This window comes from Catenulispora pinisilvae (assembly GCF_015356865.1).
Lineage (GTDB): Bacteria > Actinomycetota > Actinomycetes > Streptomycetales > Catenulisporaceae > Catenulispora > Catenulispora pinisilvae.
Genome location: NZ_JAAFZA010000005.1, coordinates 89,627 through 103,242, shown reverse-complemented (window position 1 = coordinate 103,242; position 13,616 = coordinate 89,627). Strand labels below are relative to the sequence as shown.

Below are 13,616 nucleotides of genomic sequence, written 5' to 3'. Positions count from 1 at the left end.
ACACCGCATAACCACACCGGCCTAACAAGGACACACCGCAAACGGCCGCCCCGGGGACAACCCTCCCGGGGCGGCCGCGTCGTCGAGCAAGCCGCCTCGCCGCCGAGTCTTCAGTTCCTGTTGGTCCGCGCGGGTTACCGTGGGGCCGTGAGCGATGTGTACACCGACGCCGACCGACAGCGTCATCTGCCCGACCATCCCAGCAACAAGTGGCGGACGGCCTTCGAGCGGGACCGAGCCCGGGTGCTGCACAGCGCGGCGCTGCGCCGGCTGGCGGCCAAGACCCAGGTGGTGGCGCCGGGCTCGAACGACTCGGCGTACGGCGCCTACCTGGACAGCCCCCGCACCCGGCTCACACACAGCCTGGAGTGCGCGCAGATCGGCCGCGAACTCGGCAAGGAACTGGGCGCCGACCCGGACCTGATGGAGACCGCCTGTCTGTCCCACGACCTCGGGCACCCGCCGTTCGGCCACACCGGCGAGGAAGCGCTGGCCCTGGCCACGGCCGACTGCGGCGGCTTCGAGGGCAACGCGCAGTCGTTCCGGATCCTGGTCCGGCTGGAGGCCAAGGCGCTGGGCCCGAACGGGGAGCCCGGCGGGCTGAACCTGACCCGGGCCGCGCTGGACGCCGCGACGAAGTACCCGTGGACCCGGGCCGAGGGCCAGGCCCGCGGCACCGCGAAGTTCGGCGTCTACGCCGACGACGAGCCGGTCTTCGAGTGGATGCGGCACGGCGCGGTGCCCGGCCGGGGCTGTTTCGAGGCGCAGGTGATGGACTGGTCCGACGATGTGGCCTACTCGGTGCACGATCTTGAGGACGCGCTGCACGCCGGCTTCCTCGTCCCCAAGACCCTGCTTTCGCTGACCGAGCAGGCCGAGCTCTTCGAGCTGACCGAGATCCGCTACGCATCGGGAGCCAGCGCCCCCGAACTGTCCGACGCACTGGCCCGGCTGCAAGCCCTGGACTACTGGCCCGGCGACTACGACGGCTCGTTCGCCGCGCAGGCCGCGCTGAAGAACGCCACCAGCAGCCTGATCGGCCGGTTCTGCCAGTCCTCGGCCGCCGCCACCCGCGCCGCGGCCGCCCAAGCCGCCGGCCTGGACCCCGGCCAGGACGCCGGCCCGTTGACCCGGTACGCCGCCGACCTCGTCGTGCCGCGCGAGACCCGGCTGGAGTGCGCGCTGCTCAAGGCGATCACCGCGCGCTACGTGATGCAGCGCGACGACGCCCGCGAGCGCCGCCGCCGGCAGCGGGAGCTGGTCACCGGCCTGGTCGAGGGGCTGTCGGCGCTGCCGGAGTACCTGGAGCCGGCCTTCCACGCCTGGTACGCCGAGGCCGCCGACGACTGCACCCGGCTGCGGGTGGTCGTGGACCAGGTCGCGTCACTCACCGATGACGCCGCGTACGCGCTGAGCACACGACTCGGAACGGTCTGACACCCCCGATAAGCTTTCTCCGTGGCCGGACGGATCAATGACGACGATATCGAGCGAGTACGCAGGGCGGCCTCGATCGTCGATGTCGTCGGCGCCGTCGTGCAACTCGCCAACGCCGGCGGCGGCAACCTGAAGGGACTGTGTCCCTTCCACGATGAGAAGTCGCCGTCCTTCCAGGTCAGCCCGGCGAAGAACTTCTACCACTGCTTCGGCTGCGGCGTCGGCGGCGACGTCATCAAGTTCGTGATGGAGTACGACCACCTCTCCTTCACCGACTCGATCGAGCGCCTGGCGGGCCAGTACCAGATCGAACTGCGCTACACCGAGGGCGGCTACACCAAGCAGGGCGAGCGCAGCGAGCGCACCCGGCTGTTGGAGGCGCACAAGGTCGCCGCCGAGTACTTCGTGGACCAACTCGCCACCCCGGCCGCCGTCCACGCCCGCGAACTGTTGAGCTCGCGCGGCTTCGACCCGACGGCGATCGAGCGTTTCCGGGTCGGCTACGCACCGGAGTCCTGGGAGATGCTGGTCCGGCACCTGCGGGCCCGCGGATTCGTCGACAAAGAGATCCTGACCAGCGGTCTGGCCTCCGAGGGCCGGCGCGGCGCGATGGACCGCTTCCGCAACCGGCTGATGTGGCCGATCGCCGACCTGTCCGGCGACGTCATCGGGTTCGGCGGGCGCCGGCTCACCGACGACCCGGACACCCCGAAATACCTCAACAGCCCCGAGACCCCGATCTACAAGAAGTCCTCGGTGCTGTACGGCCTGGACATGGCGCGCCGCGAGATCGTCAAGCAGGAGCGCGCGGTCGTGGTCGAGGGCTACACCGACGTGATGGCCTGCCATCTGGCCGGAGTCCCGACCGCGGTGGCCACCTGCGGCACCGCGTTCGGCGAAGACCACATCAAGATGCTGCGACGGCTGCTGGCCGACCGGAACCAGTTCCTCGGCGTGGAGGTGGTGTTCACCTTCGACGGCGACTCGGCCGGGCAGAAGGCGGCCATGCGCGCCTATCTGGACGAGGACAAGTTCGTCACGCAGACCTTCGTCGCCGTCGAACCCAACGGGATGGACCCCTGCGATCTGCGGCTGTCCAAGGGCGACGCCGCGGTCCGCGAACTGGTCGCCACCCGGACCCGGCTGTTCGAGTTCGTGATCCGCGCCGAACTGGCCAAGCACAACCTCGACGAGCCCGAGGGCCGCATGCACGCCCTGCGCGCCACCGCCCCGATCGTGGCGAAGATCCGCGACGCGGCGATGCGCAGCGACTACACCCGGCAGCTGGCCGGCTGGCTCGGGATGGAGGAACCGGAGGTGCGGCCCGCGGTGCGCCGGCTCGTCGCGGCTTCCGGCGGCCGTACCGACGCCGCGGCCGCCGCCGATGCCGCCGGGGCCGGCGGTTACGGGGCCGGGGGCGGCCGTGGCGGCGACTGGAACGACCGCCGGGGGAATCAGGGCTCGAACAACCGGCGCGGCGGCCAGGGCGGCTATGGCGGCGGTCGCGGCCAGGACGGTCCCGGAGGCCGCGGTGGCGGTGGCGGTGGCGGCCGGGACGGCGGCTGGGGCGATCGCGGTGGCAACCGCGGCAACTACGGCGGCGGCGGAAACCGTGGCGGTTACGGCGGCAACGGCAACGGTAATGGCGGTTACGGCAACGAGCCGGCCGGCCTGTTCGGCGCCGAGGCCGCGACCGTTCCCAGTCCCCGCGATCCGGTCGCCGGCGCCGAGCGCGAGGCGTTGAAGATGGCGTTGCAGTTCCCACAACTGGCCGGCGCCACCTTCGACGGGCTGGCGCCCGAGGAGTTCACCGTTCCCGCCTATGCCGCGGTCTGCGCGGCGGTGCGCGGCGCCGGCGGATGTACCACCGCCAATGACAACAATTGGACCGGTCGCATCCAAGATCAGGCCCCTGATGACGCCATCCGCGGCCTGGTCACGGAGCTCACCGTCGAGCGGGTCAACGTCCGCGGCGCCGCTGACGAGCGGTATGTCGCCGAAGTCATGACAAGGGTGCGCATCCACACCGTGGACCGGCGTATCAAGGACGTGAGATCCAAACTCCAACGGCTGAATCCGGTTACCGGACAAGAGGAATACAACAAACTCTTCGGTGAACTGGTCGCGTTGGAGCAATACAAGCGTGGCCTGGCGGAAGTCTCATAACGGTCACGGTTTCGTGACCGGCGTGGAACACTGATCTTGGTTCAGTTTCCGTTATCTGGGATAGCTCAGCGGTACGCGGGGTAAGCGTGTGGCGAAGACGTCGCGAACCCCCCACTTGGAGCTTGTCGTGAACAGTGCTGTCGCACAGGGACCGGTGGCCCTCCTCGACACCCTCGCGCCGACCCCCCACCCGACTTCCTCGTCCGTGGCCGAACCCAGGACCGCAGTGGTCCTGGACGACCCGGAAGCCCTCGGTTCCCTGCGGATGCCCGGCCCGGCCGCACCGGAGATCGCAGAGCTCGAAGCGGTGCTGGAGGAAGAGGCCGAGACCGAGCCGGAGAAGGAAGCAGAGGCCGACCACAAGGTCAACGCCTGGGCCGATTCCGCCGGACCGGCCGGTGACCTGTTCCGGCAGTATCTGCGGGAAATCGGTCGGGTGCCGCTGCTGAACGCGGTCTTGGAGGTGGAACTCGCACAGGCCGTGGAAGCCGGTCTGTTCGCCGAGGAGAAGCTGACTTATGAGACCAACCTCAAGCCGCAACTGCGGCGGGAGATGGCCATCCTGGTCCTGGAGGGCCAGGCCGCCAAGCGCCGGCTGATCGAGGCGAACCTGCGGCTGGTGGTGTCCATCGCCAAGCGTTATCTGGGCCGTGGCATGTCGATCCTGGACCTGGTCCAGGAGGGCAACCTCGGTCTGATCCGGGCCGTGGAGAAGTTCGACTACACCCGCGGCTACAAGTTCTCCACGTACGCGACCTGGTGGATCCGGCAGGCGATGAGCCGGGCGCTGGCCGACCAGGCCCGCACCATCCGGGTGCCGGTGCACGTGGTCGAGCTGATGAACCGGGTGGTGCGCCTGCAGCGCCGGCTGTTGCAGGAGAACGGCGTCGAGCCCTCTCCGGACGACATCGCCGAGGTGCTGGGCGTGGCCTGCGAGCGGGTCGTGGAGGTGCTGCGCCTGGCCCAGGAGCCGGTGTCGCTGCACGCCCCGGTCGGCGAGGAGGACGACGTGGCGCTCGGCGACCTGATCGAGGACGCCGACGCGGTCTCGCCGGCCGACTCGGTCGCCGTGGTGATGCTGCGCGAGCACCTGGACGCGCTGCTGTCGACGCTCGGCGAGCGGGAGAAGCGCGTGGTGCAGTTGCGCTACGGGCTCACCGACGGCCAGCCGCACACTCTGGAGGAGATCGGGCGCACCTTCGGCGTCACGCGCGAGCGGATCCGGCAGATCGAGGCCAAGACCCTGGCCAAGCTGCGCGGACACACCTACGCCGACCAGCTGCTTGACTACCTTCGATGACGGTGGGTCACCCTCGGGTGACTGAATCGCTGCGAATGCCACGAAACAGTTGGCGCCGAGGCGGTTTCCGGCGCGCGGCGCATACGGCATGATCTGGCGTCATGCCGATCGTCGCGGGTATCGATTCCTCGCCCAGCACCACTCGAGTCGTCGTCTGCGATGCCCTCAGCGGGAAAGTGATGCGCAAAGCGGCGGTCGCCCACGCGGCCGCCGCCGACGACGACCCGCACGAGTGGTGGAACGCACTGGTCAAAGCATGTGACGGCGACATCCTGGACGGAGTGCAGGCGGTCGCCGTCTCCGGACAGCGTCAGGCCCTGGTCGCCCTGGACAACGCCGGGGGAGTGGTCCGCCCGGCACTGATGTCCACGGACTTCCGCGCCGCGAACTCCGCCGACGACCTCGTCGTCGAGGGCGGCGGTCCGGGCGCCTGGGCCGCCGCGGTCGGCTCGGTGCCGACCGCGGCCTTCCCGATAGCCAAGCTGCGCTGGCTGGCCCAGCGTGAACCGGAGAACGCCGCGCGGGTGGCCGCCGTGCTCCAGCCGCACGACTGGCTCACCTGGCTGCTGCTCGGCGGCGCCGCGGGCCCGGTCACCGACCGCGGCGAGGCCTCCGGCACCGGCTACTGGTCGCCGTTCTCCAACGACTACCGCACGGCCCTGCTGACCCACGCCTTCGGCCGCGAGGTCGCGGTGCCGCGGGTGCTCGGCCCGGTCGAGCCCGCCGGCGCCACCAGCGCGGGCGTTTTAGTCGCCCCCGGCACCGGATCGGCGATGGCGCAGGTGCTCGGCCTGTCCGCGGAACCCGGCGACGTGGTGATCAGCGTCGGTGCCACCGGCACGCTGTTCGCCGGCGGTCTGGAGCGGCCGGTGGCCGACCCCAGCGGCATCGTCTCCGGGTTCGCCGACGCCACCGGCGGCTTCCTGGCCATGACCCGCACCGGCGAGGCGATGGCGACGCTGGAGGCCGCGGCGAAGATGACCGGCGTGGATCTACAGACGTTGTCGCGCCAGGCGCTGGAGTCCACGCCCGGCGCGCAGGGCGTCGTGCTGGTGCCGCCGACCGCCGGCCAGCCCGGCTCGCTGACCGGGCTGCGGCTGGCCCGGATGACCGCGCCGAACCTGGCGCGGGCGGCCGTGGAAGGACTGCTGTGCGGGATAGCCGAGGGACTGGACGCGCTGGCCGCGCAGATGGCCTCGGTGGGCACGCCGCTGCGGCGCGTCATCCTCACCGGCAAGGGCGCGCGGCTGGACGCGGTGCGGCTGATAGCGCCGGCGATCTTCGGCGTCCCGGTCGCGGTCGCGGTCTCCGGCTCCTTCGAAGACGGCCCCGGCGGCGGGCTCACGTCCACCGGCGTGTTCGCCGCCCTGGACGCCACCGGCGTGCCCAAGCCCGGCTCCGGCCGGCCCACCGGCGCGGTGATGCTCGGCGGCAGCGAGATCATGGCGATCGGCGCGGCCCGGCAGGCGGCGTGGGTGCTGGCGGCCTCCACGGCCCCCGGCGGCGAGGCGCCCAAGGCTCCGCCGACGTGGAACGAGTCCGTGATGTTCAAGGACTCGCCGAACGCGAAGGCCGGCATCGGGGCCGGGGTGCGGGCGCAGTTCGCCGGGGCGCGGGAGGCGACGCTGGCATCCATGGGGGTCCTTGCCACGCCGCCTTCGCCGACGAACCCGACGAACCCGACGGGCCCGGCGCTCGCGGCACCCGGCGGGAATGGCGTAGGAAGTACCGTCCCGGCGGGCATACTGCCGCAGTAACCTGCGCTCTCCGCAGAAGGACAGTGCAAGGAGCGATATGCGTAGGTGGGGAACGGCCGACCGCAGGGGCTCGGCGGCCGTGCTGATACTGGGCTTGGCGCTCGCGGGATGCTCCACCGGCGGAACGGTGAGCGGCAGCGCGAAAACCGCGACGGGTAAGGACTCCGGCACCACGACCCCCGGTCGAGGTGGCGCGTCGACAGCCCCGTCGGTCGCCTCGGGCCGACAGGGCCTGCCGACCGCGCCGCCACCGCCGGACACCACGGTGTCCCAGGCCGACGCCGCGGCGGCGCTGAAGGCGTATCAGAGCACGAACAACGCCGCCGACGCCGGTCTGGACACCGCCGCGATGGCGAAGATCGAGAGCGGGTCACAGCTCGCCCTGGACCAGACCACCCTGGTCTACGACCAGGGAATCGGCGGCGACCGGGCGAAACAGGCCAAGATGCCGAGCACGTATACCAACCCGGTGTTCTACCGCGTTCCCGCCACCACCTATCCGCGCGGGTTCTTCGTCACGACGGACGCGGTGACCTCCGGCGTGGCCAACAGCTCGTTCCTCATGCACTTCACGCAGGATCAAGCCGGCGCGTCTTGGCTGCTGGACACCACGGTGACCCTGGGTTCGGGCCAGCAGTGGCCGGCGTTCGCCGTGGGTCCGGACGGGCTGCTGGACTACAACGCGACCCAGCAGAACAATCTGCTGCTCGCCCCGGCGGACCTGGCGGCCGCCGACCGGACCATGCTCGCCGACGACAACGCCGGTCAGCCCGGCTCGCCGTTCCTGAGCGACGACCCGACCACCGCCGAACTGCGCTGGATCCAGGGCATGACCGAGAACGTCGCCCCGGCGAGCGCGGCGCTGACGGTGACCACGGCCCCCACCCCGCCGCCGATCTACCTGCCGCTCAAGGACGGCGGCGAACTGGTGCTGTACGGAACGCGCCTGTCCCTGCGCATCTCGCAGTCCGGCCGCACCTTCACCTTCGGCGACGAGGGCTGGGCCAAGGTCGCCGGCTCCGACAGCATCAGCGACGAGTACACCGCGGACGCGCTGTGGATGGTCGCCGCGATCGACCCGCCGGACAAGGCGGCGAAGGTTCAGAAGATCGCTCAGTATGGCGGGCTGGTCGCCGTGCACTGAGGCTGTGAACCCCGCCGCGGTCCCGGACCGGCCCCGGTCCTGGGCTCTCGCGCGAGTCCTAACTGGTGGCGTTGCGGCTGTGAATCCCGCAGCGGTCCAGGACTTGCCGGAGCCGACCCCGGGCGCGTGCGGGGGCCGACTCCGGCGTGCTCATCTCGTCTATCTCAGGGTGCTTATCCCAGCGTCACTGTCGCGGCGCCGTCGGCCGTCGCTCAACCCGACATCGCGCAGCCGTTGGCGGAGTTGCTCCATGTCGGCTGCATCGCGAACGAACCCGTGGACAGACTGACCGAGCCCAGGTTGTACCAGGCGCACAGGTCGCCGTCCTCTTCACCGTCGCCGGCCACCCAGCCCGAGGAGGGCTGCGGGTCGGTCATCGACTCGGCGTACTCGTGGCCTTCCACAATGCTGAAGCCGTCGAGCTGGTTGGAGACGCTGTTCGCGCCGCAGCTGCTGCCGGCGTCCAGGACGTACGGCATGTTGGTGTAGGACACCGTGCCGTCGTAGTCGTGCCACGCGCAGAACCCGGAGTTCGGGAACCCGTCGGGGTTGGTCCCGGACGGGCTGAGCACCACGATCTGGGTGTCGTTGGTCGGCGTGATCCCGAAGTGCGACACGCCGTTCTCCGCCTCGGCGGCGATGTCCGACTGGGCGGCGGACTGCGGCGCCGCGCTGGCGTCGTCCACCCAGGTACCGGCCAGCACCGCGCCGTTGAACGTCGGGCCGGAGCCGGAGCTGTCGGTGTACTGGCTGGTGACCGTGGACCAGGAGTCCGAGCTGGTGCCCAGCCCGCTGAACAGGTTCTGCATGTAGCTCTCGACGCCGTTGGAGTCGCTGTCCCACTGGTTACCCCAGAATACGAGGTAGACCTGAACGTTGTGCTGCACCGGGCCGCCGCCGTAGTTCAGCGGACCGCCGGTGCCGCCGGACTCCGGCGAGAAGGTGTGCACCCGGGAGGCCGTCGACGCTGTCGACGCCGACCGCATCGGGACGATGCCGAACCGCCCGTGCGGCTGCGGCTTGTGGTGCTCGGCCTGTTGCGCGATCTGCGCCGTCGCCGACGCCGTGCCACCGCTCAACGCGGCCAGACCGACGGTCAGCGCCAGCGCGCCGAGCGCCGCCAGGCCCCGGCGGAGCCGACGCGGGGCGAGGTTCCGTTCGCTCATTCCCAGTACTCCATTCCGCCGCACCCGTGGAAAGGCGCAGGCAGGGGTGGGCCCGCGACAGGGTGACGGCTAAGAGGGATCCGGGCGGAGCGGGATGGTCCGCCCGGGTGGAGCCGGGGATCAGAGAGTTGATGTCAGCTCACTGAACCCACTGCGACGGACGGTAGCGCCGGGGGCTGGGGCGGTCGAGGAATGAACGGGTCAAAGATGCCAAGGACAGGTAAAGGCCTGTCCATTGCGTCCATCTAGTTGACTTGCGTCACTTACGACACGCGCGTCACATGGTGCCGGGGCGGAGTGAAGGCGAAGCCGATCGGCTTCAGCGTTGCGTCTTGCTGTCCGGTGTCGGTGTCGGTGTCGGCGTCGGCGTCGGCGTCGGACCGGCCGCGTAGACCCGGGCGAGGACTTCGTCCAGCGTGGGGCCCGGCGGCAGCGGGCTGCTCGGGTCCGGACCCGGGCGCAGTCCGTCGAGGAACACCCGGACGTGCCGCTCGGCCAGCACCTGGCCGGTGGCCGCGTCGAGGTGCGGCAGCGGCCGGCACGCCAGCGCCACGGTGGTGGTCAGGTCGGCGGCGGTCACGTCGGGCCGGATCGCGCCCTGGTCGCGGGCCGTGGCCAGCAGCTCGTCGAGCAGAGCGCCGAGTTCCCGCTGGATGGCCAGGGCCTCGGCGTCGTTCACCACCGGCCCGCCGATCAGCGGCAGCACGAGCATTTCGCGCTCGGCCACCAGGCCCAGCAGCCAGCGCTCGATCGCCGGCAGCGCGCCGTCGGGGGTCTGCCGCACTGCGGTCTGCGCGGCGTGCAGCAGCACCGTGTAGCCGTCGATCACGACCTGGCGGATGAGGGCCTCGCCGTCGGGGAAGCGCCGGTACAGCGTGGCGATGTTGACGCCGGCCCGCCGGGCGATCTCGTCCAGCGGCGCCGCGGTCCCGCGCTCCCGGAACGCGGCGCGGGCCGCGGCCAGGATCCGGGCGCGGTTGCGGGCGGCGTCGGCGCGCAGCTGGGGGCCTGTGCCGTCGCTGGGTGCGGCTGGGGTCATCGGTGCCCGCGTCCTTCCTCGATCCGGCCTCGATCTGCCTTGATCCGGTGCTGCTCAGAGGCTACGGCATGGCCTGCCGGAATAAGTGAAGGATATCCTGCGGTTAGTGACCCTCATGTATCGGAGCCCGATTGTGGATATGAACGTGCCGACCGTGGCCACCCCGCCTTTCGCCGACCCCGAGCCCCCGGTCCGCACGCGTGGCGGAGCACATGCCCGCCGGCCCATGGGTCCTCCCGGGTCCGGCCGGGCCGGGCGCTCAGGCGGTCCGGGCCCATCCGGCGGTCCGGGCCGCTCGGGCCGCACCGCCGGCGTCAGCCGAACCCGCCGAATCCTCGCCGTCGCCGGCTCCACCACCCGCGCCGTGTTCGCGCCGCTGGTCACCGCGCTGGCCATCTGCGCGATCTTCGTCAGCGTGTACCTGGCGGCCTTCCACGCCCCGGTCGCCCACGGCCAGCCGATCGGGATCGCGGCCTCGGACCAGGTGGCCGCGTCCACCCAGACCGCGATCGACCACATATCGCCCGGCGCCTTCACCTTCACCCGCTACCCGGACGCCACCGCCGCCCTGGACGCGGTCACCCACGACCGGGTTCCGGCCGTCCTGGTCGACGACGCCCAGGGCGCGCGCCTGATCGTCGCCGGCGCCCAGGGTCCGAGCCTGGTCCAGGTCGTGTCGACGACCGTGGCCAAGGCCGTCGGGCACCCGGTCGCGGTCCAGGACGTCGACCCGCTCTCGACTGGCGACACCCGCGGCCTGTCGGCGTTCTACGCGGCCTTCGGCGTGGTGCTCGCCGGGTTCTTGTTCTCGGTGTCCACGCATCAGGCCCTGCCGCGCATGCCGCTGGCCGCGCGCGCCGGCGCCACGCTGGCCTTCGCCGTCGTCTCCGGTGTGCTGGTCTCGCTGATCGCCGACACCGCGACCAAGGCGCTGCCGGCCCCGTTCCTCACCGTCGCCACGGTGATGGGGTTGCTGGCCTGGGCCTCGGCGTGCGCGGCCGGGATGTTGCTGCGGCTGTTCGGCAAGCTGGGGGTGCCGGTCGCCTCGATCCTGTTGCTGACGCTCGGCAACGCGACGTCCGGCGGCACGCTGCCGGTCAGCTTCCTGCCGCCGTGGCTGGCGCCGCTGGCCCACTTCATGCCGCCGGCCGCGGCGGTGCAAGGACTGCGCGGCGCGAGCTACTTCCACGACGCGCACCTGGTCAGCTCCCTGATGATCCTCATCGCCTGGGCGATCGGCTGCCTGGCTGTGCACCACGGCCGCGAGGTGCACGCGACCCGCCGCGCCCGGAGCGCCCGGAGTGCCGAACCGGTCCCGGCCACAGCAGTGTCAATGCTTTGATTCCTACGGTCGCGGCCGAGCCCGCCTTCCCTCTTTCACGTTCGCGTCATCTTCTCTATGTTCATAGGTCGCGTGCCGACCCGAAAGTGACCCGGCCGTAGTAAGTCGCTGGCTCCCCCTCCAGCGGCTGTCGGTACGCCGCCACCTTCAACCCCGGAGGAATTCGTGTCGCCTCTGACCCGCCGTACGTTCCTGGGCACAGCCGCCGCGCTCGGCGCGGCACTCGGCCTGGAGTCGCTGCCCGGCGCCGCCCCGCGCGCCTCCGCCGCGGCCTCGGCCACCGGCACCATCGCCGACGTTAAGCACGTCGTGGTGCTGATGCAGGAGAACCGCAGCTTCGACCACTATTTCGGGACGCTGCAAGGCGTGCGCGGGTTCGACGACCGCGCCACGGTCCAACTGCCCGGCGGCGCCTCGGTCTTCAACCAGCCCGACGGCAGCGGTACCCAGTACCCCTGGCAGCTCAGCGCCACCGGCGGCTCGGGCAGCACCACGCCGGAGCAGCTGGCGCAGTGCGACGGCAGCCTGGACCACGGCTGGGCTTCTCAGCACAGCGCGTGGGACGGCGGCGCGATGAACGGCTGGATCTCCGCCAAGAACTCCAACCGCACCATGGGCTACCTGTCCCGATCCGACATCCCGTTCCACTACGCCCTCGCCGACGCCTACACCATCTGCGACGCCTACCACTGCTCGATCCTGTCCGCGACCGGCCCGAACCGCACCTACCTGTGGTCCGGCATGATCGACCCGGCGGGGACCGCCGGCGGACCGGCCTACGACGGCGGCGACGAGTCCGGCCTGAGCTGGCAGACCTACGCCGAGGCGCTCCAGAACGCCGGAGTGAGCTGGAAGCTCTACCAGAACGCGAGCGACAACTTCGGCGACAACGCCCTGGCCTACTTCAAGCAGTTCGCCAACGCGTCCCCGTCCTCGGCGCTCTACCAGCGGGGCATGGGCTCGGTTCCGGCCACCACCGGCTCCACCCCGGACGACATCGCCGCCGCGATCAAGGCCGACGCGCTCGCCGGCACCCTCCCGCAGGTGTCCTGGGTGGTCGCCAGCCAGGCGTTCTCCGAGCACCCGGACGCCCCGCCGAACGACGGCGCGCACTTCGTGAACCTGGTGATCCAGGCCCTGGCGGCGGATCCCACAACCTTCGACTCGACCGTGCTGTTCCTCAACTACGACGAGAACGACGGCTTCTTCGACCACGTCCCGCCGCCGGCCCCGGCCGCCGGCACCGCCGACGAGTTCTACAACGGCGCCCCGATCGGCCTGGGCATCCGGGTCCCGATGATCGTGGTCTCCCCCTGGACCCGCGGCGGCTGGGTCGACTCCCAGGTCTACGACCACACCTCGGTCATCCGGTTCCTGGAGACCTGGACCGCGGCCCTGGGCACCCCGGCCACCTGCCCCAACATCAGCGCTTGGCGCCGCCAGGTCTGCGGGGACCTGACCGGCGCCTTCGACTTCGCGAACCCGGTCACCGGGCTGCCCTCGCTCCCGGCCACCGGCACGGTCATCGGGCAGGGCTTCTGCAACCCGCAGCCGAACCCGGGTCCAACCACCAACTCGATGCCGAGTCAGGAGGGCGGGACGAGGCCGGCGCGCGCTCTGCCGTATCAGCCCAATGCTTGGGTCGATCACATCGAGTATGACGCCAACAACAAGATTCTGGTGTGGCTCGCGATGGCGAATCAGGGCTCGCAGGCGACTTCGGCGACGCACTTCGCGGCGTATGCCAATGCTTATCGCGGGGGCGGGCCGTGGCAGTACACCGTTGCGCCCTACAGCAATGGCACCGATGGCAGCGCATCGGACTTCTTCAATGTCGGCGCGAACTATGGGGATGGTAAGTACGATCTGAGCGTCACCGGGGCGAACCGCTTCATGCGGCGATTCATCGGCGACGCCACGGCCGCCGGCAAGACCGCGGAGGCTTCCACGTATTACGCGGTCGCCTCGAACACCGGCAAGCAGGCGATCTGGTTCAAGATGACGAACACCGGCACCGCCGCCGTCACCTTCACGATCACCGCGAACCACTACCGCACCGATGGCCCGTGGACTTACGACGTCGCAGCCGGCGCCACGGTTTCGGACTACTTCAACGCGGTCGCCTACGCCAATGGCTGGTATGACTTCACGGTCACGGTGAGCAGTGACGCGTCGTGGAGTCGGCGGGCAATGGGGCACATCGAGGTCGGGGCTGCGAGCATCACCGCCTGAGCGCTGCGGAATCCGCCACGCCCGAGTGCGGGC

9 protein-coding genes are annotated in these 13,616 nt (G+C 70.8%); 7 read left to right on the top strand and 2 right to left on the bottom strand.

Annotated elements, in window-relative coordinates; genetic code table 11:
• Positions 1 to 147: 147 nt before the first annotated feature.
• The 5 genes from IZR01_RS02885 (at position 148) to IZR01_RS02865 (ending at position 7,804) form a co-directional block, all read left to right on the top strand.
• The gene (locus IZR01_RS02885; protein WP_194922766.1) at positions 148 to 1,437 is read left to right on the top strand and encodes a deoxyguanosinetriphosphate triphosphohydrolase; all 1,290 of its coding nucleotides are present in this window, start codon (positions 148 to 150) and stop codon (positions 1,435 to 1,437) included.
• 21 nt (positions 1,438 to 1,458) lie between these two features.
• Positions 1,459 to 3,603 (top strand): DNA primase, encoded by a 2,145-nt coding sequence (gene dnaG, locus IZR01_RS52945; RefSeq protein WP_194893101.1) that lies wholly within the window; start codon positions 1,459 to 1,461, stop codon positions 3,601 to 3,603.
• Between the two features lie 127 nt (positions 3,604 to 3,730).
• Entirely contained in the window at positions 3,731 to 4,903 is a 1,173-nt protein-coding gene (locus IZR01_RS02875) for an RNA polymerase sigma factor (RefSeq protein WP_307856597.1), read from the top strand.
• Positions 4,904 to 5,004: 101 nt separating this feature from the next.
• A complete protein-coding gene (locus IZR01_RS02870) occupies positions 5,005 to 6,660 on the top strand; it encodes an FGGY family carbohydrate kinase (protein ID WP_194922765.1) in 1,656 nt (551 codons plus the stop codon).
• 37 nt (positions 6,661 to 6,697) lie between these two features.
• Positions 6,698 to 7,804: a DUF8094 domain-containing protein gene (locus tag IZR01_RS02865; RefSeq protein ID WP_194922764.1), complete on the top strand. Its 1,107-nt coding sequence runs from the start codon at positions 6,698 to 6,700 to the stop codon at positions 7,802 to 7,804.
• Between the two features lie 212 nt (positions 7,805 to 8,016).
• On the opposite strand, the gene IZR01_RS02860 is transcribed toward IZR01_RS02865, so the two are convergent.
• Both IZR01_RS02860 and IZR01_RS02855 read right to left on the bottom strand, forming a co-directional pair.
• On the bottom strand, positions 8,017 to 8,970 hold the full coding sequence (locus IZR01_RS02860; RefSeq protein ID WP_194893104.1) for a hypothetical protein: 954 nt from the start codon (positions 8,968 to 8,970) through the stop codon (positions 8,017 to 8,019).
• A gap of 319 nt (positions 8,971 to 9,289) precedes the next feature.
• The gene (locus tag IZR01_RS02855) at positions 9,290 to 10,009 is read right to left on the bottom strand and encodes a TetR/AcrR family transcriptional regulator (protein WP_194922763.1); all 720 of its coding nucleotides are present in this window, start codon (positions 10,007 to 10,009) and stop codon (positions 9,290 to 9,292) included.
• Positions 10,010 to 10,115: 106 nt separating this feature from the next.
• Between IZR01_RS02855 and IZR01_RS02850 the strand changes: the two genes are divergently transcribed.
• Positions 10,116 to 11,351 carry an ABC-2 transporter permease gene (locus IZR01_RS02850; protein WP_194922762.1) on the top strand — a complete coding sequence of 412 codons (1,236 nt, stop codon included), beginning with the start codon at positions 10,116 to 10,118 and terminating at the stop codon, positions 11,349 to 11,351.
• Between the two features lie 165 nt (positions 11,352 to 11,516).
• The gene (locus IZR01_RS02845) at positions 11,517 to 13,583 is read left to right on the top strand and encodes a phosphocholine-specific phospholipase C (protein ID WP_194922761.1); all 2,067 of its coding nucleotides are present in this window, start codon (positions 11,517 to 11,519) and stop codon (positions 13,581 to 13,583) included.
• Positions 13,584 to 13,616: the final 33 nt, after the last annotated feature.